Annotated in this window: 19 protein-coding genes; 9 read left to right on the top strand and 10 right to left on the bottom strand. The window is 60.8% G+C overall.

What is annotated here, in order from left to right; translation table 11 throughout:
- Nucleotides 1-12: 12 nt before the first annotated feature.
- The 4 genes from QMK33_RS17540 (at nucleotide 13) to QMK33_RS17525 (ending at nucleotide 4,910) form a co-directional block, all read left to right on the top strand.
- Nucleotides 13-753: a class I SAM-dependent methyltransferase gene (locus tag QMK33_RS17540; protein ID WP_283565918.1), complete on the top strand. Its 741-nt coding sequence runs from the start codon at nucleotides 13-15 to the stop codon at nucleotides 751-753.
- Between the two features lie 239 nt (nucleotides 754-992).
- The gene (locus tag QMK33_RS17535) at nucleotides 993-2,126 is read left to right on the top strand and encodes a CaiB/BaiF CoA transferase family protein (RefSeq protein WP_283565917.1); all 1,134 of its coding nucleotides are present in this window, start codon (nucleotides 993-995) and stop codon (nucleotides 2,124-2,126) included.
- A gap of 163 nt (nucleotides 2,127-2,289) precedes the next feature.
- The gene (locus QMK33_RS17530) at nucleotides 2,290-3,558 is read left to right on the top strand and encodes a zinc dependent phospholipase C family protein (protein WP_283565916.1); all 1,269 of its coding nucleotides are present in this window, start codon (nucleotides 2,290-2,292) and stop codon (nucleotides 3,556-3,558) included.
- A complete protein-coding gene (locus tag QMK33_RS17525) occupies nucleotides 3,555-4,910 on the top strand; it encodes a zinc dependent phospholipase C family protein (RefSeq protein WP_283565915.1) in 1,356 nt (451 codons plus the stop codon). Before QMK33_RS17530 ends, QMK33_RS17525 begins: the two co-directional genes overlap by 4 nt.
- Before the next feature lie 74 nt (nucleotides 4,911-4,984).
- Here the strand turns inward: QMK33_RS17525 and QMK33_RS17520 are convergent, their stop codons facing one another.
- The 4 genes from QMK33_RS17520 to QMK33_RS17505 form a co-directional block, all read right to left on the bottom strand.
- Nucleotides 4,985-5,431, bottom strand: coding sequence for a DUF4890 domain-containing protein (locus QMK33_RS17520; protein ID WP_283565914.1), 447 nt, complete (start codon nucleotides 5,429-5,431; stop codon nucleotides 4,985-4,987).
- A gap of 156 nt (nucleotides 5,432-5,587) precedes the next feature.
- Nucleotides 5,588-6,361 carry a SusE domain-containing protein gene (locus QMK33_RS17515; RefSeq protein WP_283565913.1) on the bottom strand — a complete coding sequence of 258 codons (774 nt, stop codon included), beginning with the start codon at nucleotides 6,359-6,361 and terminating at the stop codon, nucleotides 5,588-5,590.
- Between the two features lie 172 nt (nucleotides 6,362-6,533).
- On the bottom strand, nucleotides 6,534-8,153 hold the full coding sequence (locus QMK33_RS17510; protein WP_283565912.1) for a RagB/SusD family nutrient uptake outer membrane protein: 1,620 nt from the start codon (nucleotides 8,151-8,153) through the stop codon (nucleotides 6,534-6,536).
- A 19-nt stretch (nucleotides 8,154-8,172) separates the two neighbouring features.
- Complete coding sequence (locus QMK33_RS17505) at nucleotides 8,173-11,253, bottom strand: SusC/RagA family TonB-linked outer membrane protein (RefSeq protein WP_283565911.1); 3,081 nt, start codon at nucleotides 11,251-11,253, stop codon at nucleotides 8,173-8,175.
- 788 nt (nucleotides 11,254-12,041) lie between these two features.
- On the opposite strand from QMK33_RS17505, the gene QMK33_RS17500 reads away from it, so the two are divergent.
- From QMK33_RS17500 to QMK33_RS17490, 3 genes are all read left to right on the top strand, one after another.
- Nucleotides 12,042-12,683, top strand: a complete 642-nt coding sequence (locus QMK33_RS17500; protein WP_283565910.1) for a hypothetical protein — start codon at nucleotides 12,042-12,044, stop codon at nucleotides 12,681-12,683.
- A 20-nt stretch (nucleotides 12,684-12,703) separates the two neighbouring features.
- On the top strand, nucleotides 12,704-13,888 hold the full coding sequence (locus QMK33_RS17495; RefSeq protein ID WP_283565909.1) for an alpha/beta hydrolase-fold protein: 1,185 nt from the start codon (nucleotides 12,704-12,706) through the stop codon (nucleotides 13,886-13,888).
- Between the two features lie 294 nt (nucleotides 13,889-14,182).
- Complete coding sequence (locus QMK33_RS17490) at nucleotides 14,183-15,046, top strand: hypothetical protein (RefSeq protein ID WP_283565908.1); 864 nt, start codon at nucleotides 14,183-14,185, stop codon at nucleotides 15,044-15,046.
- A gap of 168 nt (nucleotides 15,047-15,214) precedes the next feature.
- Here the strand turns inward: QMK33_RS17490 and QMK33_RS17485 are convergent, their stop codons facing one another.
- The gene (locus tag QMK33_RS17485; RefSeq protein WP_283565907.1) at nucleotides 15,215-16,081 is read right to left on the bottom strand and encodes a dienelactone hydrolase family protein; all 867 of its coding nucleotides are present in this window, start codon (nucleotides 16,079-16,081) and stop codon (nucleotides 15,215-15,217) included.
- Between the two features lie 161 nt (nucleotides 16,082-16,242).
- Here QMK33_RS17485 and QMK33_RS17480 point away from each other — a divergent pair, with 161 nt between their 5' ends.
- A complete protein-coding gene (locus QMK33_RS17480) occupies nucleotides 16,243-18,717 on the top strand; it encodes a M1 family metallopeptidase (RefSeq protein ID WP_283565906.1) in 2,475 nt (824 codons plus the stop codon).
- 141 nt (nucleotides 18,718-18,858) lie between these two features.
- Here QMK33_RS17480 and QMK33_RS17475 read toward each other — a convergent pair whose 3' ends face one another.
- The 5 genes from QMK33_RS17475 to QMK33_RS17455 all read right to left on the bottom strand — a co-directional run bounded on the left by QMK33_RS17475 (nucleotide 18,859) and on the right by QMK33_RS17455 (nucleotide 24,224).
- A complete protein-coding gene (locus tag QMK33_RS17475) occupies nucleotides 18,859-20,169 on the bottom strand; it encodes an ABC1 kinase family protein (RefSeq protein WP_283565905.1) in 1,311 nt (436 codons plus the stop codon).
- A 65-nt stretch (nucleotides 20,170-20,234) separates the two neighbouring features.
- Nucleotides 20,235-20,876, bottom strand: a complete 642-nt coding sequence (locus QMK33_RS17470; protein ID WP_283565904.1) for a TetR/AcrR family transcriptional regulator — start codon at nucleotides 20,874-20,876, stop codon at nucleotides 20,235-20,237.
- 137 nt (nucleotides 20,877-21,013) lie between these two features.
- Nucleotides 21,014-22,324: a cryptochrome/photolyase family protein gene (locus QMK33_RS17465; RefSeq protein WP_283565903.1), complete on the bottom strand. Its 1,311-nt coding sequence runs from the start codon at nucleotides 22,322-22,324 to the stop codon at nucleotides 21,014-21,016.
- Between the two features lie 153 nt (nucleotides 22,325-22,477).
- Nucleotides 22,478-23,194, bottom strand: coding sequence for an SDR family NAD(P)-dependent oxidoreductase (locus tag QMK33_RS17460; protein WP_283565902.1), 717 nt, complete (start codon nucleotides 23,192-23,194; stop codon nucleotides 22,478-22,480).
- A 124-nt stretch (nucleotides 23,195-23,318) separates the two neighbouring features.
- Nucleotides 23,319-24,224: a DMT family transporter gene (locus QMK33_RS17455; protein ID WP_283565901.1), complete on the bottom strand. Its 906-nt coding sequence runs from the start codon at nucleotides 24,222-24,224 to the stop codon at nucleotides 23,319-23,321.
- Nucleotides 24,225-24,350: 126 nt separating this feature from the next.
- Here QMK33_RS17455 and QMK33_RS17450 point away from each other — a divergent pair, with 126 nt between their 5' ends.
- Nucleotides 24,351-25,643, top strand: coding sequence for a replication-associated recombination protein A (locus QMK33_RS17450; RefSeq protein WP_283565900.1), 1,293 nt, complete (start codon nucleotides 24,351-24,353; stop codon nucleotides 25,641-25,643).
- The last annotated feature ends 199 nt before the right edge of the window (nucleotides 25,644-25,842 follow it).

Genomic DNA, 25,842 nt, shown 5'->3' with positions numbered 1-25,842 from the left:
ACCCTCCCTGCCATGTCCCTCGACCGTTTTTCGGCCCAAGCCGCCGCCTACGCCCGCTACCGCATCGATTACCCACCCGAGCTCTACGCCTGGCTGCTGCCGCAGGTACCCAACCGCCTGCGGGCCTGGGACTGCGCCACCGGCAACGGCCAGGTGGCCGTGGTGCTGGCCGAGTCGTTTCGCGATGTAGAAGCTACTGACCTCAGCGCCAATCAATTATCGGAAGCCACCGAGCGGCCTAATATTCACTACCAGGTAGCCACTGCCGAGCACACGCCGTTTCCGGACGACTACTTTGACCTCATTACCGTGGGGCAGGCCGTGCACTGGTTCGACCAGGCGGCCTACCACGCCGAGGTGCGGCGCGTGGCCGGCCCCGGCACCGTGCTGGCCGAGTGGGGCTACGGCCTGGGCCAAACCGGTGACGCTGAGCTGGATGCGCTGATACTGCACTTTCATAACGAAACCGTGGGCCCCTACTGGGATGCCAACCGCTGGCACGTGCTGGACGAGTACGCGCGGCTGCAATTTCCGTTTGCGCGGGTGCGCACGGCGCGGTTTGCAGTGCGGCGGCAGTGGTCGGCGGCCTGGTACCTGGGCTACCTGCGCACATGGTCGGCGGTGGTCAACTACGGCCAGCAGCACGACGGGGCCGATGCCGTGCTGCTGGTGGCCGAGGAGCTGACGCGCCTATGGGGCGCGGATGAGCGCGAGGTGGTTTTCCCGGTGTTTGCGCGGGCCGGCGTGGTGTAATGCGCCAGCGGGTGTTGGCGATGTAGTTAGCGCTGATATCAGGCCGTTGCCCCGTCCGCCGGCGCAGCCGGCCAACCGGTGGTCGCGGGAACGATGCTGGAACAACCAGCCAGGCATCGTACGTGTCAACCGGCGCACGCGTCGTGCGGCTATCGCTCCCGCGACAACCGGTCGGCTAGCTTCGCTGGCCGACCGGGGCATGTACCCTGATATAGTAGCTGTCCTCAATCATGCTTCCAATGTCTGATAACCTTCCCTTTGCCGGCTTGCGGGTGCTGGAGCTGGCCGCCGTGCTGGCCGGCCCGCAGGTGGGCCAGTTTTTTGCCGAGCTGGGGGCCGATGTGCTGAAAGTAGAGCCGCCGGCCGGCGACGTAACCCGCACCTGGCGCACGGCCGGCGACAATCCCGACAGCTCGGTATCGGCCTACTTCGCGGCTTCCAACTGGGGCAAGGAGGCCCTTACGCTCGACCTGACGCAGCCCGCCGCCCGGGCCGAGCTGCACCGGCTGGCCCTGGCCGCCGACGTGCTGTTGGTAAGCTACAAGCCCGGCGATACCGAGAAATTTGGCGTGGGCTACGCCGCGCTGGCGGCGGCCAATCCGCGCCTCATCTACGCGCACCTCACCGGCTACGGGCTGGCCAGCCCGCGGGTGGGCTACGATGCCGTACTGCAAGCCGAAACCGGCTTCATGCACCTCAACGCCGCCAGCCTGGATGACCCGCCCCAAAAAATGCCAGTGGCCCTCATCGACCTGCTGGCCGCCCACCAGCTCAAGGAAGGCATTCTAACGGCGTTATATCAGCGCGAAAAAACCGGCCTTGGCGCACTCCTTGAAGTGAGCCTACTCGACAGTGCGCTGGCCTCGCTGGCCAACCAGGGCGCTACCTGGCTCAGCACCGGCCACGACCCCCTGCCACTGGGCTCGGGGCACCCCGGTATTGTGCCCTACGGCACCGTGTACCGCGCCGCCGACGGCCAGCGGCTGGTGCTAGCTGTGGGCAGCGACGCGCAGTTTCGGCAGCTGTGCCTGGTGCTGATGCGCCCCCACTGGGCCCAGGAGGTGCGCTTTGCCACCAACCCGGCGCGGGTGCGCCACCGGGCGGCCCTGGAGGAGTTGCTGCTCGTGCGTATTGCTGAGCTCAACGGCGCGGCGCTGCTGCACGAGTTGGCCCGGCTGGGCGTGCCGGCCGGGGCGGTGCGCTCGGTGGGCGAGGCCCTGAGCCAGGAGGCGGCGCAACCGATGCTGCTGCCGCCCGGGCCGCCGCAGTTTCCGTACCCGGGGCTGCGCACGGTGGCGTTTCGCAGCTCGGCGTGGCCGGTGGCGGCGGCCCTGAGCGCGCCGCCCGAGCAACAGGCACCGGATGCGCAATAGCGGAGGTCGACCAAAAAATAATTCGTCAGTAATTGGGTATAAATGCTTGTTTTGAAAGGAATTATGTAAGGGGGCTAACCGCTGGCAGTTGGCAGGCCAGGTGTTGGCCCAACACGGCACCCCACTTCCCCGTTGAGGTTGTACCTTTTTTCTGCCTCATACTGTGTTAAATCTACGTTTTCTCTTCGGGCTGCTGCTGGGCGCAGGCCTGCTGCTGGCCCGCCCCGCGCAAGCTTACTCCGTGTTGAGCCACCAGGCTAATATCGACTCCTGCTGGGCACCTTACATTCAGCCTGCCTTGGAAAAGCGCTTCCCGGGGGGCACGAAGGAGGAGTTGCGCGAGGCCAAGGCCTACGCCTACGGCGGCTCCATTATGCAGGATATGGGGTATTATCCCTTTGGTTCTGCGCTATTTACTGAATTAGCGCATTATGTGCGCTCGGGCGAGTTTGTAGAGAATCTGCTTCGGGATGCTCAAACCCGTACCGACTATGCATTTGCGCTGGGTGCATTGGCCCATTATGCGGCCGATATTTATGGGCACGAGGTAGGCATCAACAAAACGGTGCCAATGCTTTTCCCGAAACTGAAAGCCAAATACGGCTCCGTGATTACCTACGAGCAAGACCCCGTGGCGCACGGCCGCACCGAGTTTGCCTTCGATGTGGTGCAGCTGGCTGCCGGCCGCTACCGCACCGCCGCCTATCACGATTTTATCGGCTTCAAGGTGAGCCAGGAGCTACTAGAGCAGGCCTTTGCCGAAACATACGGCTTGGAAATGAAGCAGATACTCTTCAACACCGACCTGGCCTTGGGCTCGTACCGCTTTGCCGTGCGCAACCTCATTCCGCTGGCCAGCCGCGCTGCCTGGCGCGCCAACCGCCACGAGCTGCGCAAGGTAAACCGCCGCATTCGCCGCCGCGACTACGTGTATAAGCAAAGCAAGCAAGCGTATGAGCAGGAGTACGGCAAGCACTACGAGCGGCCGGGCTTTGGGGCGCGCATTCTGGCGGGCATTATTCAGGTGCTGCCCAAGGTTGGTAAGCTAAAGTCGTTGAAATTCATTGCGCCTACGCCCGAGGCCCAGGCAGTTTTCCGCAAAAGCTTTCACGAAGCGGTGCTCAGCTATGCCCACCTGCTGCATGAGCAAACCAGCGCCGTGGGCCAGGCCCCGCGGCTACCTAACATCGACTTCGATACCGGCCACCCCACCCACCTGGGCGAATACCCGCTGGCCGACCGCACCTACAGCGAGTGGGTGCGCGAGCTGGCCAAAGATGATTTCAAGCGGGTGACACCTACTATTAAAAAAGACATTCTGGTCTTCTTCAACAACGCACCCAACCAACCGGCCGATAAGGAAGAGAAAGAGGCCGATAACCGCCGGAAAACGGCCGATGCGCTCAGCAAGCTGCGCGCCCTGAAAATGTGAGCCCATTTACTCCTAACTCATTGCGTATCAAGCGCTGGTTGCGCCGCTGCCTGGTGCTGCTGCTACTAGTGCAAGCGTGGCCAGCCACTGCATACTCGGTGCTCACCCATCAGTCGGTTATCGATTCGACCTGGAATAAGTACCTGCTGCCCCAGCTACAACTGCGCTACCCCGGTGGCAATAAGGAAGATTGGCTGCTGGCCAAAAGCTATGCCTACGGCGGGGCCATTGTGCAGGACATGGGTTACTATCCGCTTGGGGCTGAATTATTTACCAGCCTCACGCACTACGTGCGCTCGGGCGATTTTGTGGCCAACCTGCTGCGCGATGCCCACGGGCGCAACGAGTATGCTTTTGCCTTGGGCGCGCTGGCCCACTACGCATCCGACAACGTAGGCCACCCCGAGGCTACCAACCTGGTGCTGCCCAACGTGTACCCCAAAAAGAAGGCGGAGTTTGGGCCCGTTATCACCTACGAGCAAGCGCCGATTAACCACACCGAAGTGGAATTTTCCTTCGATGTAGTGCAGATAGCGGCCGGCCACTACCGCTCGCAGGACTATCACAAGTACGTGGGCTTTCGGGCGAGTAAACACCTGCTGGAGCGTGCCTTCCGCGATACGTATGGCATAGAGCTGGGGCAGGTGGTGTTCAATGTGGATGTTAGTCTGGCGGCCTTCCGGCTGGCCGTGAACCAGCTGCTGCCCGCCGCCGCCCGCGCCGCTTGGGTCAATCAACGCAAGGCTATCCGCAGGATTAGCCCGCGCGCCCGCCGCCGCGACTACGTGTACCACACCAGCCGCCGTGCCTACCAGAAGGAATTCGGCACAGATGCCCAGTGGCCGGGTTTGGGGGCGCGCATATTGGCGGGCGTGCTCAGCATTATGCCCAAAATCGGGCCGTTGCGCGCCTTTGCCTTCAACGTGCCCAGCGCTGCCGACGAGGCGCGCTTTCGGCGAAGCTACCGCGATGCGCTGGCCCGGTACGTGGTACTGGTGCGCGAGCAGCCCACCGATACCGCGGCTACCAAGGCGGCCCCACCGATACCCAACACCAACCTCGATACCGGCCGCCCCACGCGGCCCACCGAGTACATCCTGGCCGACGTAACCTACCAGGAACTGCTACGTGAATTGCAGAAGGATAAATTCAAGCTGCTGACGCCCGCGCTTCAACAAAATATCCTGGCTTTTTACGCAGCTGGCCCCGCGCCTAGTGCGCCGCCTGCCCGCCACACTAAGGCCACCGAAGACGAAGATAAAAACTCGCGCAAAAACCACAAAAACCGCGAGGAGTCCCAGGCTGCGCTCAACGAGCTACGCCACCTGAGCCCGGCGGCAACAAAGCCATAGATACGAAAAAGGTCTGCTAACCAATTGGTTAGCAGACCTTTTTCGTATCTAGTTATTAAATATATGTAAATAAATTAGTTATCATCGCCACGGCCAGTCTGGAGCCCGGGAGGCGGCGTGCCCTGGTTGCCGCGTACAGTTGGAATACCCATTTTCTCCTCCCGCTTCTGTTGGTAGCGGGTAAACTGAGTAGAAGTAAGCACTTCCTTGAGCCGGTCGAGCCGGGCCAGGCTGATGTCCTGCACATAGCTGCGCAGCTTGGCTGGCTCCTGAGCGTAGCGCTGGCGGGCGGCCTCCACATTACGCACCGCCGTGGTGTTGATGGCGCGTACTTTCTCTACCTGGGCGGGCGTGAGGCTCAGGGCCTGGGCCATGTTGTTGGTGAGCGCATCGGTGCGGTCGGCGGCAGTAGTCACCGTGGGCCGCGGGGTGCCGGCCAGGGAGGTTTGAGCAAAAGAATCCGTGCTGGTAAGCGCCAGCGAAGCTATTAGCAGCAGGCTAAAGCAAAAGGTATTTGACATAATAGAGTAAGCGGCAGCGGATGGAAGCCCAAAATTAACAGGCTGGCGCAGGTTGTTACCGGGTAAAGAGGGATTTAGCCATTTTAGTGCCGAAAACGAAGGGCAACAAAAAAGCCGCTGACCAGCAGCGGCTTTTTTAGTAAAGGACTAGGCTTACTACTTAATGGTGTAGTAAGCCTTAGCAAGACCAGCTTTAGTTGTATCAGCCGCATTGTAAAGCGTAACGGTATAGGTACCGGTGGCGTTGATTTTCAAGTTCCCCCCATTGTCACTAACCAGCGGTACATCAGGGCCGACGCCACCCAGGCTGGTAGCCCAATGCTTAGCGAAACGAAACTTGAACTGGTTAGCATCAGTAGCGGTGGCTGAAGGGCCATTGAATAAGCCAGTATAGGTGTAAGTTTTGGCATCGCAGTCGTAAGTCATCACGAAGTCGATGGAGCCACCGGGCCAGCCTGGGCCGGCTGGGCCCACTATGCCCCACGCCTTAGCGGGCTGCGCGCAGTAGGCGTACGTGGTAGCCGTGAGTGGCAGGGCGGCCGTGTACAGCGGCGAGTTAGCTGCGTACACTGAACGCAGGCGTACTTCTAGGGCCGTAGCTGTGCCGGGCACAATGCCCGCCGCCAGCAGGGCGGCGTCCAGGTCGGCCACGTTTAGTACGGTGTTGGGGCCAGACCCGGCATCAATAGAAGCCGCAGAGGCGAAGTTGTTACCCTTCTTATCAAACTGCAGCGTGTAGGCCACGGCCGGGTTATATGGATGCTCCGCGTTGGTCCAGTTAAAGCCGGTAATGGGCGTCCAGGTGAAGGTAACGGCCGGTTGAGCGGCATTGGCCTGCGTTAGCACCACCGTGTTAGTTGAGGCGGCCAGCGTAGGCGTGCTGGTCGGGATGAGGGTAGCCTGCACATCCTCTTTTTTGCAGGACGACAAGGCCAAAGCCGATAGCGCAAGCGCGCTAACGGTAGTTTTAGTAAACCAGGATTGCATGAGATAAGCTAACGAGTGGGTGAGAAAAGAGGATAGGCAATACTGACTTGCCTAGGCTCGGAACGCTTTCCATAGCGGAAATAATTTCAAAGCCCAGGCAAGTAAGTAGCTGGGTTTAGTAGCCTGTGTTCTGCGTCAGGTTAGCATTAATGCTCAACTCCGACGACGGAATGGGGAACAGGCTGAGGTAGTCGGCCACGCCTTTACCGGCCTGTACGCCCCCTTTCCAGGGCCACACGTAGGCGCTGCTGGTGAAGAGGTTGTAGCGAATGAGGTCGGTGCGGCGGGTAGCCTCCCAATGCAACTCACGCGAGCGCTCGTTAAGTAGGAAGGGCAACGTCAGGTTGGCGGCCGTAATGTTACCAGCCGTGGAGCCCCGGTAGGCGCGGGTGCGCACCAGGTTCACGTAGGTCAAGGCCAGCGCCTGGTCGCCACCACCGCGCACTACTGCCTCAGCGTAAGTCAGGTACATATCGCCCAGGCGGAACATGGGGAAGTCCGCATCCACAAACGTGTTATCGGAGCCGGCTGCGCCTGCTGAGGTTACGTTGCGGAATTTGACGGGCACGTAGCCATACTTGAAATCGGTGAGGGAGGTGATAGCCATCGTTTGGCCAGCAGTATGGAACCGGCCGCGTGAGTCGGACGCCGTATCCGGAAACTGCTGAAACAGGTTGGCCGTGGCCCGGCTGCCGCCCCAACCGCTCCCGATGCCATAGTAGCCAGGGTCCCAGTTTTTGTCGGCCGTGCCCGATACGGCCATGTGGGTCAAGAAGGTAGTGCCGCCGTAGCTCTGCGTGTTCTTGCCATCAAATACAATCGGGAAGATTACTTCCTGGTTGTTTTTGTCGTTGTCGGCCAAAAACAGGTTGTCGTATTTCGGCACCAGTGAGTAGCCGGCGTCGATAACCTTTTTGGCATAAGTAGCAGCATCGGCGTAACGGCCTTTGCCGGCGCCCAGGTACACTTCGGCGTTCAGATACATCTTGGCCAGCAAAGCCCAGGCTGCCGCCTTGTCGGCGCGGCCATACTCGTTCTTGCGCGCGTCTACCAAGCCGCTGTCCATGTCCTTCAACTCTTTTTCGAGGTAAGCGAACAGGTCGGCGCGGCTGATGCGGGGCGGCAGTGCCGTGCCCCCAATCTGAAAAGTCTCGTCGGCAAAAGGCACGTTGCCGTACAGGTCCATGGCGTGGTAGTACGACAGGGCTCGCAGAAAGCGGGCTTCGGCGCGGTAGGCGGCAATGTTGGTCGCCTCTGCGCCCGAGAGGCCCCGGGAGGTCAGCTTGGCGTCGGTAGCCTCACTGATAAAGCTGTTGCAGATAGTTACCTCGTACATCAGGCGGCTATACAGGCCCCGGACGAGCACATTGCTCGACGTCCAGTTCATGTTGTGCCAGTCCTGAATGCCGGGGTCGCCCCACTGAATAACAGCTTCGTCGGTAGTCAGCTCCTGCGCGCTCCAGTACTGCCGGAGGTAGTCCGAAGTGCCTTCGTCAATGCCTTTGATGTCGCTGGTAGTATTGTCGCCGGCTGGTCCTTTAGAGCCGGTGAGGGCAAAGCCGCCGTAGATTTTGGCCAGCACGGCTTTGTAGCCAGCCGCGTCCTTGTACACCGCGTCGGTGCTCAAGTCATAAGTAGGCGTACGGTCCAGGTCTTTGGTGCAGGAGGGGGTTACTGCCAGCACCGCAGTCGAGAGCGAGAGGACCGTCGCGCCACGAACAATAAAGTTTTTCATGATAGGGTAGAGGGAATTCTTAAATGTTCAGGTTGAGACCGAAAGTGTACACGCGGGGCCGTGGGTAGGAATTGTTGTCAATTCCGTTGGAAATCTCCGGGTCCAGGCCGGTGTATTTCGTTACCAGGAATACGTTTTGAACCGCAGCCGTTAGGCCAAGATTCCCTTTGCCGTTGAATACTTTACCCACGTTGTACCCTAGCGTAGCATTCTGCATACGCAGGAAAGAAGCGTTCTGGATGTAGTAGTCCGACGAGTAGCGGTTCTGGGTCACGTTCGCAAACTGCGTGAAGTTGGCATCCTGCGTTACGTTGGTCAGGTAGGTAGACGAGTAATTGATGCCCTGGTAGTTACCATTCTGCGCGTTTACGCTGTTGTATAGGTAGTTGCCGAGGTTGCTGCGCAACGTAAACGCCAGGCTCAGCTGCTTGTAAGTCATGTTGGACGTGAAGCCCAGGATAACCGGCGGGGCCGACTGCTTGTAGAGATAACGGTCGTTGCTGTCCACTTTGCCGTCGCCGTTCAGGTCAGCATACACGTCGTTCAGTGGCTTGCCGTTGGTGTCATACACCTGCTTGTACACGTAGAACGAGGTGGCCGACTGGCCTACCGAGTAGATACCAATGTTGGTGCCCGTGCCGCCCGGTACGCCGTTGGTCTCGATGCCGGGGAAGCCGGGCTGCTGCGTACCCAGCGACAGAATCTTGTTCTTGTTATAAGTCGCATTGGCGTTAACGCTCCAGGTGAAGTCGGCCGTGCGAACTGGGATAGCGTTCAGGTTCAACTCAATGCCGCGGTTTTCCAGCGCACCCACGTTAAACACGTAGTAGTTGGTGAAGTTGGTGAGGCCGCCCAGGAAAATGCCGTTTAGCAAGTCCGTCGTTTTGCGGTAGTACGCATCAACCGAGCCGGTGAGGCGGCCATCGAGGAAGCCGAAGTCGAGGCCCGCGTTGTAAGTGGTGGTGGTTTCCCACTTCAGGTTGCTGTTGAAGCCCTGGGGCGAGTACGGATTGTATGGCACGCCGCCAAGCAGGTAGTTGGCCTGCTGGTTGTTCTGCACGTAGCGCTGAATAGTGGGGTAGTCACCAGCAATGCTGTACACATCCTGCTGGCCGGTGCGGCCGTAGCCAGCGCGCAGCTTCAGCTCCGAAAACGCGTTGTTATCCTTTAAAAAGTCTTCCGACTTAATGCGCCAAGCTACCGAAGCTGCTGGAAACAACGCATTGCGGTTGTTCTTGTTGAAGCGCGACGAGGCATCGTTACGCAACGTAGCCGTGAGCAGGTAGCGGTCCTTGATGTTGAGGTTGGCCCGGCCGTAGTACGACAGAATGGTGTACTCCGTGCGGAAAGGGTAGGGGCCCGCCGGCGACGAAACTACCAATGGGGTTTCGCTGGTGCGGCCCAGGTAAGTGGGGTAAACGGGCGAAGTCGTTACAAAGTCCTGATACGAGTAACCAGCCAGCAGTTCCAAGCGAGTGTCGCCAAACTGCTTGCTGTAATTAAGGTAGGTTTCCAGAAGCTTGTTCTGGCGGTTCTGGCTGTAAAGCGAGTACGAGCCGCCGCGCTGCCCCGTGATGGTGGGGTCGAAAGGCACGTTGAAGTAAGTGTCGGACAGCGAAGTATTCTGGTTCTTAGCGCCTTCCGATTTGGTAACGTCGTAGCCTACGTTAACATTGGCGTGCAGGTCGGGCAGGAAATGTAGCTTGTAGTCGAGCTGAACGTTGCCGATGCTGCGCAGCACCGTGCTGCGGTCGCGGGTCAGGTTGAGCGTAGCCACCGGGTTTTTAGGCGCCAGCTGCTGCGGGGCACTGGTCGGAATTGCCGCGTTCTGCAGGTACTCGAAGTAGTTGCCATACGCACCGTTGCCCGTTGTTACTGGCTGGGTGGGGTCGAAAGCCAGAGCCGCGCCAATGGCACCAGCGTCGGCAAAGTTGTTGTCGGTCACCGAGCCTTTCACGTTCAGCGTCACGCGCAGGTGGTCATCCAGCAAAATGGGGGTCAGGCTGATAGAGCCCGTGTTACGCACCAGCTTGTTGGTGATGAGAATACCCTGTTGGTTGAGGTTGCCGTACGAAACCCGGAAAGGCACCAATTTGCCAATCGAGCCGGTCAGGCTCAGGTTGTTATCATAGGTCATGGCCGTGCGGAAAATCTCGTCCTGCCAGTTGGTGTTGGCCGAGCCGAGCAGGCCAGCCTTGCTGGGGGCTACGTTCTGCACGGTAGCACGATACTCATCGGCCGAAAGCACTTTCACCGAGTTGTAGCGCTTGGACAGCGAAGTCTGCGAGCTGAAATTCACGCCAATGGTCTCACCAGCAATGCCTTTTTTGGTCGTAATAAGAATAACGCCGTTCGAAGCGCGCGAGCCGTAAATGGCCGTGGCCGAAGCATCCTTGAGCACCGTAAAGGTTTCAATATCATTAGGGTTGATGAGCGAGAGCGGGTTGGATACACCACTTACCCCGCCGCTAACTGACGTGCTGCCCTGGCTGTTATCAACGGGCACGCCGTCGATTACAATCAGCGGGTCGTTGCTTGCATTCAGCGACGAGCCCCCACGAATGCGGATGGTATTGGCTGCGCCTGGAGCACCCCCGCTGGACGTAATCTGTACGCCCGCAATCTTACCCTGCACCAATTGCTCAGGGTTGGTAATCTGGCCTTTCACGAAGTCTTTAGCAGTTACCGTAGTTACGGCGCCCGTCACGTCCTGCTTGCGCTGGGTGCCGTAGCCTACTACTACGGCCTCGCCCAGGGCGGTGGCGTTTTCGCTCAGCTTCTGAGCGGCCACATTGCTCGTTTGGCCGGCGGTTACCGTCACAGCCTGGCGTACCGTAGAGTAGCCCACGAAGGAAATAACCAGCGTACGGGCACCAACCGGCACTCCCGAAATAGTGTAAGTGCCATCGGCATTGGTTGAGCCTCCTACGGAGGTACCATCAACTAGCACGGTAACACCCGGAATACCTTCATTCTTAGCATCTGTTACGCGGCCGCTCACAGCGCCGGTACCCGTCTGGGCCCAGGCACCCAGCACGGTAGTCAAACCAAATAGTACAAAAAGCAGAAACCGTAGCTTCGCCAGGTAGGGTTGTTTCATATAGTTGAAACTTGGGTGGGGGAAAGTGAAATAAAGAACAAGTGAAAAAAAGCCCGTCATTCTGCGCTAGTAGCGCTCAGAATGAGAACAAAGGCAAACCAGCGCTACGAAAAAAAAGCTGGCTAACTAACCGCAACGCATCTGCAATCGATTGCAGGCGGAATGCGTCAGAATGTTAAGAAACTGTTAGAATTCATACCAAGATAAGCCAGCATCCTACCAGAAAGCAACTACTCACTCAATAGCAGTAGCGTGTGTATAAACCGGTTTGGCAGGGTACACAGCTAAGGCTTGGTAACTAGCCAAAAGGGCAGGCAGCTGCTCATTTGTGAAAATTATTAGTACTTAAGAAAAAAATATTTAATAACTTGTAAAAAAATAATGATTAAAAAAGTGATAATGAATAAATTGCTCATAAATAACCAAGCTAAAACTTTTCGTTGGCGCGTTTTTTTTGGCTGAAAACGCCAAGTGCCTTCTCCTGCCTAATTTCCTGAATAATCCTTTGGGCGTAGCCTTGGCAGTGGCAGCAAACACGCTCACTCACAAGCACGAATTGTGGGCTAAGCGCTAACGAGCGCCGAGAAGTGGCCCGGTTAGTCGCTTGCAGCTCCAGGCGCTAGCTTTTGCGTTTTAAAACGGCTACGCTAACCAGCTTGCATCTTGAGCAATCAGTTTGGGATGGCTAAGCTTGCCAGCTACGCGGCGAGTGCCGTACTTTTGGCTGAATCCACTTGCTTTATATGAAATTAATATACTACGTACTCGCCTCTAGCTGCTTGCTGCTCATGGCTGCCCCGAGCGCTACTGCCCAGTCGCGGCGGCCCGCCCCTGGCAAACCGACCGTGAAAAGCCGGCCTAGCCAGCGGGTGGTTACCCCACCCGCCCCCATAGAGTCGGCCAAGCGCATTGACAATGCCGACGAGGATAAAATGCCGCTGGTAATCAGTAAGATAAAGCTGAACGACCCCGTATTGGTGTTCTACCAACAGGCTGGCCCCACCAACGCTGTGCAGCAACTGCTGATGGACGAGAAAAGCATGGGCCTGCTCAAGACTACGCCGCTGGAAGAGCTGGTGGCCCGCCGGGAAGTATTTATCGATGGCCTGGGCAACTACGACCCACCCAAGGGCACGGCCGATGCCGATAAATACCGCCTCACCGGTGTGAGCCAGCTGGCCAAGAGCGAGAAGCGCAAGGCCGCTCCCGACGGCCGCAGCACCTATGCGCGCCTGAAAGTGCCGGGCCACGGCGACCTGTACGTGGTGCGCGAGTCGGCCGAGGATTACCGCCACTTTGTGAGCGGCCCCCAAAAGAAAGGCTCGCGCATTGACTTCAGTGTGAACGCGTTACCGGGGGTAGACTCGGTGCGGGCGGTATATACACTGCGTAAAATTGACTCCTCCGAAACGGGTGAGATTGTGCGGTAGTTTATGCCCAACGTTATTAAATGATTGATTATAAGGTAATTGTATTATCGCTGCTAGCGAGTGCAACGGGCCATTCGGTGCAGGCCCAAACCACGCTGCGCCTCACGAGCCTGCCAGAGACTACTCCGGCAGGCTCGGTTATTTACGTGGCGGGCTCCTTTAACAACTGGCAGCCCGCCGCATCCGCTTATGCCCTGGCGCGCCAGGCCGATGGTAGCTACCAACTTGCGTTGCCCCCAGAAGTAGTTGGCCCACAGGAATTTAAATTCACGCGTGGCGCGTGGGTTACCAGCGAGGCCACGGCCAATTTTCAGCCGGTGGCCAATCGGCAGGCTACCCTGGCGGCTGGCCCAGCCACGCTCACTTTCCAGGTGGCGGCCTGGCAAGACCAGGGCCCCGGCGGCGCGGCCCCCGCCGGCCCCCGGCCCCACACGCTGGCCGCCAACGTGCGCGTGCTAGCCGACTCGTTTCGGCTGCCACAGCTGGCGGGGCGGGCGCGCCGCGTGTGGCTTTACCTGCCGCCGGGCTACGCCCAGGCCCGCCGCCAGCGCTACCCGGTGCTGTATTTGCAGGACGGCCAAAACGTGTTTGATGATGCCACCGCCTACTCGGGCGAGTGGGGGGTAGATGAAACCCTGAACCAGCTGCGCGTCAGCGGCCAAGACCCGACGGGCTGCATTGTGGTAGCCGTGGACAACGGCGGCGACCGCCGCCTCGATGAGTACTCACCCTGGGCAAATGCCGAATACAAAAAGGGCGGCGAGGGCGACCAGTACACCAACTTCTTGGCTCTCAGTCTTAAGCCCTACATCGATGCCCACTACCGCACCCGGCCCGACGCGGCGCACACTGCCATTGCCGGCTCCAGCATGGGCGGGCTCATCGCCCTGTATGCGGGGCTGAAGTACCCGCAGGTATTTGGGCGAGTGGGGGTTTTCTCGCCGGCCATCTGGTTTGCGAAGGACTCCATGTTGAGTTACGAGCGCCGCCGGCCCGCGCCACGGGCCAGCCGCTTCTACTTTGTGGCCGGCCCCACGGAAAGCGAAACCATGCTGCCGCTCATGGCGGAAGCGCGCAATGCTTTGCTAACCAGTGGGGTGCCTGCTAAAAATATTCGGCTCGTGGCCCCCGCCGACGGCAAGCACGCCGAATGGTTTTGGCGGCGCGAGTTTGGCTCCGCCTACCGCTGGCTGCTGGCCCGGTAGCGCCCGGCCGGCCAGCCGGGTCAGGTGAATACTTTATGAAGTTGCGTAAAAAAAAGAGTTGCGATTATGGATGCCGCCCGTATATTTGCCACCGTATGAACCACCAGACGCTAGTCATTATGATGCTGAATCACCGACCCAAACCGGGTTTCGGAATCGCGCGTCATGGCCAGCTGCCACGGGTACTTAGCAAGTAATATGCTACTCCCCTCCGGTTCAGCAACAGCTTTACAGCCCGATTTCAGCCCCCTGGAATCGGGCTTTTTTTTTGAGTGTTTTCTTCCCGTTACCGCTATGTCACTACACTTGCTCGCCCGCCCGCACCACCCCGCCGCCCCCGCCTCCGGCATGGTCTGGAAGATGTTGTTTGACCGCCAGCAGGCGCTGCTGCACCGCTGGGCCAGCCCAGCTTTTAGCCGGGCAATAGCGGAATTGGGCCTGCGCCGCGATGCGCTTCCCAACCTTCAGCAAATCAGCAGGCTGATGCAACAGCGCACCGGCTGGACGCTGTTGCTCACCGGCGCACCCGTGAGTGAGGCGGCTTATTACGCGGCCCTGGCCCGGCGCGAGCTGCCGGTAGTGTCGCGGCTGCGCAGCTTCAGCGAGTTTGACCAGCCACCCGGCGGCCCCGACTTGTTTGCCGACCTCTTTGGCCGGGTACCGCTGCTGCTGGAGCCGGGCTACGCCGAGGCCTTGCAGGCCTTAGGCTGCGCTTGGCAGTTGGCCACTACGCCCGCGGCGGTAGCGCTGCTGCGGCGCTTCTCGCGGGCCACGCTTGAGCGGGGGCTACTGGCGCCTGCGGCCGAGGGCCGGCCACACTTCTATGGGGTGGCGCTGCTTACTTCGGCCCGGCACCTGCACGGGGCGGCGGCCTCCGAAGCCAGCACTCACTTGCCATTGGCCACTGCTATACAGCAGCTTAGCCAACCATTGCTCGCCGAGGCCAGCCTCACGGCCGTGGAACCGGAAACGTATTTTGTGGCCGCCGACTGGGCCGATTTGGGGGCCGCTATTCAGCAGTTGCGCCACGAGCTGGTGAAGCTGCAGCGGCAGGCCGTGGGGGCGCGGCCGCTGCCTTTTGCCACCGTGCCCGCTGAGTACAACAGCCGGAGCCACGCGTTTGCGGCCCGTATTCCGGGGCTGCGGCGGTCTAGCTAATTAGCTGGCACCGAACGCAAAAGCGCCCACTTCGCAGGAAGTGGGCGCTTTTGCGTTAAAGGCTATTGAAGCGGCTTTCGAGTTCGTATACCTATTCCGGTCCGCCGGCGAAGCCGGCCGACCGGGGCATTCATATCGACTGAAAACCCGCATTACTGCAACGGGTAGCTACGATTTCAGGCGGGCCTTGAGGTAGGCTAGTGCCTTCTGGTGCGCGTCGTCGGCTAACTCTTTGTTATACTTGGGGTTAGAGGGATTGGCAAAGGCGTGGTCGGCGGGGTATTCCTTCACCGTTACCTTTTTGCCGGCGGCGGCCATGTCCTTCTCAAACTGCTTTACCACCTCGGGGTTAATCCACTTATCCTGCTCAGCGAACAGGCCTAACACGTCGGAGTTCAAGCCTTTAAGCTTGGCCACGTCCTTCTCGGGCATGCCGTAGTACATGACGCAGCCCACGGTTTGCTTGCCGCCGAGCAGCGCGCTTTGCAGGCTCCAGCCGCCGCCGAAGCACCAGCCGATGCTGGCAAACTGCGCCTTGGCGCCCGCGTATTGCTGCGCGCCTTTGATGATGGCGGTGGCGCGCTCGGTTTTCACGCCCTGCATCAGCTTGCCGGCTTCCTCGGGGGTGGTGGCTACCTGGCCATCGTAAAGGTCAAGGGCTAAGATGTTTACGCCGGGCATTTCCTGGGTATACATGGCGGCTTCCTTCTTGATGTAGTCGTTCAGGCCCCACCACTCGTGGATGACGAACAGGTACTTGTTGCTGGGCTTGGCGCTCTTGATTTCGAAGGCGTGACCGGCCTGGCCATCACTGGTTTTGAACTCAATCATCTGGCCATCACCCGCGTAGGTGTAGGGCAGCGGCGCATCGTGGCCGCCCGAAAAGTCTTTTTCGGTGGCGAGCATGGCAAATACCTCGGTGGCGCTGGCCTGGGCCGGGCGCACGCAGCAAGCCAGCGAGGTAGCCGTTTTGGTTTGGGCCGCCGCCGACCCGAAGGTGAGGGCGGCTGCTAGCAGAAGAAGTAGTTTTTTCATGGAAAGTTGCAACTAAGCAGGTGAATGGTCATAAGCTGAAAACCAACAGAATGTTGCCGCGCGGGCCGATTAGTCGCGCGCGTAGCGAGTTTTGTAACGTGTCGGCCATTCAGGAAGTAACCTGGCCAGGCCCGTTTGGCCCCAATCTTAACATGCTGTCTGTGCGATTTTTACCCCATTCCTGCTTTTTAGCTACGCTGCTGGTGGCTGCGCCCACCGCTGGCCGCGCGCAGCCGGGCTCGCCTTCGGCCTACCGCGCCGCTGCGAGCCAGGCCAACCTACTCATCCATACCAAGCTAGACCTGCGCTTTGATTACGCCAAGCGGTATGCTTATGGTAAGGCCTGGCTGACCCTCAAGCCCCAGGGCTACGCCACCGACTCACTCGTGCTGGATGCTAAGGGCATGGATATAAGCGAGCTAAGCCTGGTGCAGGGCACGGCGCGCCGGCCGCTTACCTATGTCTACCGGCAGCAGCAGCTGCGCATTGCCCTAGGCCGGGCGCTGGCCCCTGGGGAGGCTTACACCATCTACCTGGCCTACACGGCTAAGCCCGATGAGCTGCACGCCAAGGGTAGCGCCGCCATTGAGGAGGCCAAGGGGCTGTTTTTTATCAACCCCGACAGTGCGGTAAGCGGCAAGCCCGTCCAAATCTGGACCCAGGGCGAAACGGAGTCCAACTCGGCCTGGTTTCCGACCATCGACAAGCCCAACCAGAAAACCACGTCCGAAATCAGCCTCACGGTGCCCAGCAAGTACCTGACGCTGAGCAATGGCCAGCTGACGAGCCAGGTGCCCGCCGGCCCCGGCCTGCGCACCGATACCTGGACGATGAGCGAGCCGCACGCGCCCTACCTAGTAATGCTGGCGGTGGGCAGCTTTAAGGTGCACCGCGACACCTGGCGCGGCAAGGAAGTGAATTACTACCTAGAGCCGCAGTACGCCAACCAGGCGGCGGCCATTTTTGGCAAAACGCCCCAGATGCTGGAGTTTTTTTCGCAGCGGCTGGGCGTGGCATTTCCCTGGAATAAATACAGCCAGATTGTGTGCCGCGACTACACGAGCGGGGCCATGGAAAACGTAACGGCTTCGCTGTTTGGCGAGCAGGCGCAGGGCACCGCCCGCGAGCTGCTCGACTGGGAGTACGCGGGCGTGGAGCGCGAAATTGCCCACGAGCTGTTTCACCACTGGTTTGGCGACTACGTGACCTGCGAAAGCTGGAGCAACCTGACCGTGAACGAGTCGCTGGCCAACTTCAGCGAGATTTTGTGGGCCGAGCACGCGCACGGCCCCGACGCGGGGGCCGCGCACGCCGACCTCAGCCTGCGCACCTACCTGCGCGACCCGACCAACTACGCCAAGCCGCTGGTGCGCTTCACCTACGCCGACAAGGAGGACCTGTTTGACAACGTGACCTACGCAAAGGGCGGCAGCATTCTGAACATGCTGCGCGCCTACCTCGGCGAAGACGTGTTTTTTCGGGGCCTGCAAGGCTACTTGACGCAAAATGCGTTCGGCACCGGCGAGGCGCAGCAGCTGCGGCTGGCGCTGGAAGCCGCTTCAGGCCAGGACTTAAACTGGTTCTTCAACCAGTGGTACTACGGCGCGGGCCACCCCATCGTAACCATTGAGTATCAGTGGGATGCGGCTCGGCATCGGCAGGCCGTGGTGGTCCGCCAGACTCAGGCCGGCGCACCGTTTCGGGTGCCGCTCACGGTGGCGGTGTACGCCCAGGGCCGCGTGCAAAACTACCCCGCCCTGCTGAGCCACGCCGTTGATACCCTGTACTTTCCGTCGGCTACCCAACCTGATTTGGTGAACGTGGATGTTGATAAGGTGCTGGTTTGGCAAAAGCAGGACCGCAAGCCGCTGACCGCCTTTGCCTACCAATACGCCCACGCCCCGCGCTACGCCGACCGGCGCGAGGCCCTGGCCGCCGCCGGGCCGCTGGCTCCCGACCCACTGGCGCGGAAGCTACTGCTGGCCGGCCTGCGCGATAAGTCGCCCGCGCTGCGCGAACTGGCCATCGGGCTGCTCGACCTGAAAGACGCCGCCACCCGCAAGGCCGCCGCCCCCGTATTGGCCAAGCTGGCCGCTGGTGATGAGATAGTTAAGGTGCGGGCCGCCGCCCTCAAGGCGCTGGGCACGCTGAAAAATTCAGCTTACGCCACCTTATTTGAGCGGGCCCTCGCTAGCCCGTCATACAAGGTGCAGGCAGCGGCGCTGCTGGGATTGCTGCCCTTGCAACCGGCGCGGGCCCTGGCGCGGGCCATCGCCTTCGAGGCCGATAACAAGGGCGCGCTGACCGGGGCCCTCACTACTGTGTACGGCCAGGCGGGTGGCCCCGCGCAGTGGCCCTTGGTACTGCGCAAGTTCGACGCCGCCGGCCCGCAGGGCCGCTTCGACATTGGGCCCGGCCTGACGGCGCTGCTCTGCCACCTCGACGACCCGGCGGCGCTGCCCCAGGGCATCGACCGCCTCAAAGACCTGGGCGTGAAATACAAGTCCTACGGCGTGGATAAGGGCGTTATCAGGTCGCTACGCAGCTTGCAGCAGCAGCAAGCCGCCCGCCCCAATGCCGCGCTGGCCAGCACGCTGGTGGAAGCCGCCATCCGGGAGATTGAGGCCGCGCCGTAGGGGCTGGCATTGGGCGGGCTGCCGGCTTTTTGCCGGCTGTCCGCCGGACGACGCTATCTGACCCAATCTCTATCTATTATTTGACTACAAAGTGCTGGTAAATAGCACTTTGTAGTCAAATAATAGATAAGCTAAAAAGCGCTAACTCTTATAAGTAGTCTGCACTACCGCGCCCAGCTCCGTGAGCAGCGAATAGAGGCCCACGTAGGTGCGGTTGAGGTACACGAAGTGGGCCGAGCCGCGGGGCTCACGCTGCTGGCGTAGGTCCTGGTCCTGCATCAGGTCGTCGCCCAGGTCGTAGAGGCTTTTCATGTAGGCGGGGTCGCCGAAGTCGAAACTTGCCTCGCGGAAGGGGCGGCCCACCAGCTCCAGCGACTGGGTGAGGGTGCGCAGGTACATGCTGCGCAGGGCGGGCGAGTCGGCGGGGCGTAGCACGCCGGCTTCGGTAAGCAGAGCTTCGAGGCGGGTGGGGTCGGTGAGGGTGGCCGGGTCGAGCAGCGACAGAAACTGGCGCTGCTCTAGTTCGGGCACGTCTTTTACGCAGCCAAAATCGAGCACGCCCACCGTGCCGCCGTCGGTGAGGCTAAACAGGAAGTTGCCGGGGTGCGGGTCGGCGTGCAACTGGCGCAGCTCGCGCAACTGGTACTGGTAGAAATCCCAGAGCGCCTGGCCGAGCTGGTTGCGCACTTCCTGGCTGGGGTTTTCAGCCAGAAACTCCTTCATATGCTGGCCGGGCAGCCAGTCCATAGTGAGAATGCGGGCGCCCGATAGCGTGGGGTAATAACTCGGAAATTGCAGGTGCGGCAGGTGGCCGCATTTGGCCGCCACAGCTTGGCCGCGGCTCAGTTCGAGCTTATAATCAGTCTCTTCGATGAGGCGGGCTTCCACTTCGGCGAGGTAGGGGCGCAGGGTTTCCTCCTTGAGGCCCATCACGCGCAGGGCCACCGGCTTCACCATGGCAATGTCGGACCGGATGCTGGCGCCCACGCCGGGGTACTGCACCTTCACGGCCAGCGGCTTGCCCAGCTTGCGTGCAAAGTGCACCTGCCCGATGCTGGCCGCCTGCCGCGCCTCGGGCTCAAACTCATCGAAAATCTCGCTCGGTGAGTGGCCAAACGCGTCGCGGAACGCCTTGACCACCAGCGGCCCCGACAGCGGCGGCGTTTGGTACTGCGCCTGCCGAAACTGCTCGGCGTAGGCAGGCGGCAGTAGGTTTTTTTCCATCGCCAGCATCTGGGCCACCTTCAGCACCGAGCCCTTCATCTCGCTGAGCGTGCCGTAGAGCTCGGCGGCGTTGGCTTGGTGCAGCTCGGCGGTGGGCGAGTCGGCCCCCACGGCTCTTTTGGCGTAGTGCTGCACGTAGTTGGCGCCCACTTTAAAGCCGGTTTTGGCAAAGCGGGCCGCGCGCGCCACCTTAGAAGTAGGCAGCGATTCCTGAGGTTGGTCGGGCATAAGAATGTAGGGTAAGCTTTAGCTTGCCGTAGGTAGGGGGAGGCGCAAAGGCGGCAAGCTAAAGCTTAACCTACGTGGCTTTTTTGCAGTAGAAACCGGCCGAAATCGAGGGCCGAATCAAACGTGTTACGCCCCACCAAGTCGAAGCTTAGCGTCACGGCTTTCTCCACGGCAGCATCGGTGCGCTCGAAGTTGGCCGACTCGTCGCGCACGAAATAGAGCAGCAAAAATTGCAGTTGGCGCAGGAAAATGCGCCCGTAGCCATCCTGCAAAAATGGCCGGCTGGCTACCTCGCCCGTGGCACGGCCCTCATGCAGAATCTCCTGCACAAACTCCTTAAATTCAGCCTCAAACTGCCGGAGTACCGTGGGCACCACGGCAAACTGGCGGCGCTGCGAGCGGCCCAGCGTGAGCAAGGCAAAGCTGCGGTTATTCTTCAGAATTTCGAGTAGCGTGTAGTAGAATGCCAGCAGCTTTTCGCGGGCTCCGTAGCCCTGCCAGGCGGGCTCCTGGGCGGCCTGGGCGCGCGCCTCACGGCCAAACTCGGCCCACGCCTCGCGGTCGATGGCGGCAAACGAGGCGTATTGGCGGTAAAACTCACCCTCCGTGATACCCTGCGCATCGGCAAAGGCAAAAACGGTTTTGGGGGCGTGGCCGTGGCGGCGCAGGTAGTCGAGGTAGGCGGGCTTCAGCAAGGTTGGTTCCATGCTGGTATAACCCATTGGTAGCCCGGCCGGTTCGGCAAGTAGCGCGAACTTTCCAGTTCGTATATGGGTGCAGCGAGTTCTGATGCCAGCGGCCGCCAGCTACTCGCTGCGCTCGCGCACGAACTGAAAAGTTCGCGCTACTTGCGGCCCTGGCGGATGGCGTCGATGGCGCGCTCGCGGCCAAATTTGTGGTCCACGATGGGAGCGGGGTACTTATCGGTGCCAAACTCGGGCACCCACTGCTTCACGTACTTGTACTCGGGGTCGTACTGTTTTTGCTGGCTATCGGGGCTGTAGACCCGAAACCAGGGCGCGGCCACGGCCCCGGTGCCGGCCATCCACTGCCAGTTGCCTATGTTATTGCTCATGTCATAGTCGATGAGCTTCTCGGAGAAATAGTGCTCGCCGAGCGTCCAGTCCATGAACAGCTGCTTCACCAGGAAGCCGGCCGTGGCAATGCGGGCGCGGTTGTGCATGTAACCCGTTTGGTTGAGCTGGCGCATGCCGGCATCTACGAGCGGGTAGCCGGTACGGCCCTCGCACCAGGCTTTATACTGCTCAGGGTCATCACGATAGGGTAGGTGCCGCATCTTGGGGTCGTAGGCTTCGGTGGCGGTATTGGGGAAATGCCAGAGCAACATCATGAAGAAGTCGCGCCATATCATCTCATTCAGGAGCTTGTTATTCAGCTCGTTGGCCTGCTTCATGAGCTGCCGGATGCTGATGGTGCCGAAGCGCAGGTGCACCGACATGTGCGTGGTGCCCTTGTTATCGGCCGGGAAGTCGCGCACCTTATCGTAGTTTTTTACCACTGCCGGGGCGGGTAGGTGCGCGGGCGGCGTGGGCTGCTCGTGCCGCTCAAAGCCCATGTCCTTGAGCGTGGGGCGCTTGGCATCGCCGGCGTGCGGGCGCGCCAGGTTCTCCTTTTTGAAAAGCCGGGCCGAGGGGTGCGGCTCAAAATCGGCGGGCGTCGCCTTGGCCTGCCAGGCCTTCGAGTACGCGCCGAATACCTTGGAGGGCTTGCCGTTCTTGGTCAGCACCTCGTCCTTGGCAAAAATTACCTGGTCTTTGAACGCCTTGAACTCCACGCCCGCTTTTTCGAGCAGCTGCGCAATGGCCGCGTCGCGCTCGGTGGCGTAGGGCTCGTAGTCCTCGTTGGTATATACTGCCGCTATGTCGTAGTCTTTCAGGAGCTTAGTAAACACCTCCGGCGTGCGGCCGTAGCGGGCCAGCAGGCCGCCGCCGGCCTGCTGGGCCTCGTGCGCCAGGCGCTCTACCTGGTCGAAGATGAAGGTGAGCCGGGCGTCATCCTTCGGGAGTTTTTCCAGGATGGTCTGGTCGTAGATGAATAGCGGAAGCACGGGGTGGCCGCTTTCCAAGGCGGCGGCCAGGCCCGTATTGTCGGGGAAGCGCAGGTCGCGCCGGTGCCAGAAGAGGGTGATTTTCATGGGTTTAAGTTCTTTGTAAAGAACGTCATGCTGAGCTTGCCGAAGCATCGCGCGCGGGGTAGTAACTCAATCGTTTAACGGTATTGATTACAACCCCACGCGCGATGCTTCGGCAAGCTCAGCATGACGTTCTTATTTAAATGCTAAGTTCTCCTACTTCAACTTGCCCATGCCACCATCCACGGCCAGCACCTGGCCCGTGATGAAGGTGGCCTGGTCGGAGAGGAGGAAGGCGGCCATGTTGGCCAGGTCGGCGGGCTGGCCCACGCGCTGCAAGGGGTGGCGCTTGGCGCCGGCCTCGGCTTTTTCGGGGGTGTTGAGCAGGGCGGCGGCCAGCGGCGTATCGGTGAGGCTGGGGGCCAGGCAGTTGACGCGCAGCCCGCTGGCGGCATACTCGGCAGCCAGGGCGCGGGTGAGGCCCTCGATAGCCGCCTTGGCGGTGGCAATGCTGGTGTGGAAGCTCATGCCCACGGCCGCGGCTACCGTGCTGAACAATACCACGCTAGCGCCGCCCTCGGCCTTTTTGAGGCGCTTGGCGGTGGCTTGCAGCGCCTGCACTGCGCCGAGCACGTTCAGCTCGAAATCGCTGCGAAAATCATCGAGCGGCACGCGCTCAAAAGGGCGCAGCTTGATGGAGCCGGGGCAGTACACGAGGCCGTGCAGCACCTCGGGCAGCGCGTCGAAGGCCGTGCCGATGGGCTGGGTGGCGTCGTAGGTAATCTGGGTGGTGCCGAGGGCGGCCAGCTCCTCGGAGAGGTGGCGTGAGGCGGTGAACAGCGTAGCGCCGCCAGCGTGCAGCAGCTGCGCCGTGGCTAGCCCGATACCGGACGAAGCGCCGATGAGGAGGATATTCTTACCAGTAAAATTCATGCGGGTGGTTGAGCAAAGGATGGGCTTTGCAAACGGCCACAGGCGAAGAATGTTGGTAAAAAGTAGCGCGGACTTTCAGTCCGCGGACGAACGAGTTACACCATGTGCGGACTGAGAGTCCGCGCTACTTCACCACTGCCGCCCTGGGCTTACGGCTCACCAGCCACACGCCCACGAAGATGAGGGCCGCCTGCCAGCCCTTATCCAGGGTGAGGCGGTCTTTGCCGGTGGCCACGGCGATGCCCACGGCCAGCACCGGCTGGAGGTAGATGTACACGCCCAGCAGCGCCGGCGTGGCGTACTTCAACGCCCAGTTATTCAGCAAGTAAGCCAGTATGGTGAGGAAGAAAATCATGTACCCCAGCTCGCCCCAGATGTAGAGCGGGAAGCTGGCGTAGTCGGCCGCCAGGGCCTGCGGCAGGCCCACCGGCACGGCAATAACTGCCCCCACAATAAAGATGCGCGCCAACACCGTGAAGGCGTGGTACTTGCGCATGAGTGGCGCTACCAGCACCAGGTACAGGCCAAACACGGTGGCGTTGAGCAGCAAGTAGAGGTTGCCCAGGAAAGCCTCCTGCGGCACCGCGCCGTTGCTGGGCCGGCTCAGGATGAGGGCTGCCGCGCCGGCCGCGCCCAGGCAAATACCCACCACCTTGGGCAGCGTGATTTTATCCTTGAGCAGCACCGCCGAGGCCACCACCACCACAATGGGCGAGACGGTTTGGAGCAGCGAGGCATTGATGGGCGTAGTCAGGTTGAGACCCGCGAAGAAGGAGAGCTGATTGAGCCCGATGCCCAGCACGCCGCACAAAATGGCCCGCACATTGTCGGCCCGCCCGCTGATGCGCTCGTGCGGCGCGGCCAGCCGCTTGGCCACGGCAAAAAACAGCGAGGCCCCCGCAATGCGCAGCGTCACGATGCCCAGCGGCTGCATGTAGAGCGGCATAATATCCTTAGCCAAGCTGTACGTGGCCGCGTAAATCAGCGAAACCAAGAACAGGGCCGTGTGCAGCCGAAATTTGGAAACCATAGGGGAGGGGCGCGAAGTAGCGCGAACTTTGTAGTTCGCGTTTGGGTCAGAAGTGGCTGGCAGCTTGAAGTTGACCCGCGCGAGCCGCGGGCCACAAAGTTCGCGCTACTTCCGTTACTCCGCATTATGGCTTCCCTTTTTGATACCCCCACCGCCGCGCCCTTGGCCGAGCGCCGCCGCCCGCGCCGCCTGCAAGACTACGCCGGCCAAACCCACCTGCTGGGCGAAAACGGCGTGTTGCGCCGCTACCTGGCCGCGGGCCGCCTGCCCTCGCTCATCCTGTGGGGCCCACCGGGCGTGGGCAAAACCACCCTGGCCCTGCTGCTAGCCGAGGAGTTGAAGCGACCGTTCGCCATGCTCTCGGCCATTAATGCCGGGGTGAAAGACGTGCGCGAAATCATCGAGCGAGCCAAGAAGCAAACCGGCACCGTGCTGTTTATTGATGAGATACACCGCTTCAGCAAGGCGCAGCAGGATGCGCTGCTGGGCGCGGTGGAGAACGGCACCGTCACGCTCATCGGGGCCACTACCGAAAACCCGTCGTTCGAAGTTATTCCGGCCTTACTCTCACGCTGCCAGGTCTATACGCTGGAGGCGCTGAGCGCCGACACGCTGCGCGAAATAGTGCGCCGCGCCCTGGCCGAGGATGAGATGCTGCGCAAAATTCCCGTTGATGTGGTGGAGGACCACGCCCTGCTGGCCCTCAGCGGCGGCGATGCGCGCAAGCTGCTGGGCCTGCTGGAGCTGGTGGTGCAAAGCACCCCGCCCGATGCCGCCGGCCGCGTGCAGCTCACCGATGCCGCCGTGCAGCTCACCGCCCAGCGCCCACTGGCCCGCTACGACAAAGGCGGCGAGATGCACTACGACGTGATTTCGGCCTTTATCAAAAGCATTCGCGGCTCCGACCCCAACGCGGCGCTCTACTACCTGGCCGTGATGCTGGAAGGCGGCGAGGACGTGAAATTCATCGCCCGTCGTCTGCTCATTTTGTCTTCCGAAGACATCGGCAACGCCAACCCCAATGCCCTGCTGCTGGCCCAGAGCTGCTTCCAGGCCTGCACCGTTATCGGGATTCCCGAGTCAGATTTAATTCTCTCGCAGACAGTTATTTACCTGGCTACTTCGCCCAAGAGCAACGCGGCCTACACGGCCATTCGGGCGGCGCAGGCGCAGGTGCGCGCGCAGGGCGTGCACCCCGTGCCGGTGCCGCTGCGCAACGCCCCCACCAAGCTGCTCAAGGAGCTGGGCTACGGCCAGGCCTACCAGTATTCGCACAACGCCGCGGGCAACTTCGCCTACCAGGAATTCATGCCCGATGCCCTCAGCGGCACCCGCTACTACGACCCCGGCGACAACCCCGCCGAGGCCAAAATACGGGAGCGCCTGCGCGAGTGGTGGCAGGAGAAGTACGCGTATTAAATCGCAGCCTTAATCGCAGATTTAGACAGATTGCGCGGATTTCGCTGATTCGAATGGCGCGGCTGTGTTCCGCGCAGAGTTTGCGGTGGCTGGGACGGAGTAGCGTTAGCCAAGTGTAATGCCGCGCTGGCTGCCCCGATAAATACCACGCAAAGCGCTCCGCCAGCCCGCGTCGCCAAGGCAGGCATGTATCTTGTCA

Source organism: Hymenobacter sp. H14-R3 (assembly GCF_030063445.1).
GTDB lineage: Bacteria > Bacteroidota > Bacteroidia > Cytophagales > Hymenobacteraceae > Hymenobacter.
Note: the sequence above shows the minus strand (reverse complement) of the source record. Positions and strands in the feature narration are given on the sequence as shown.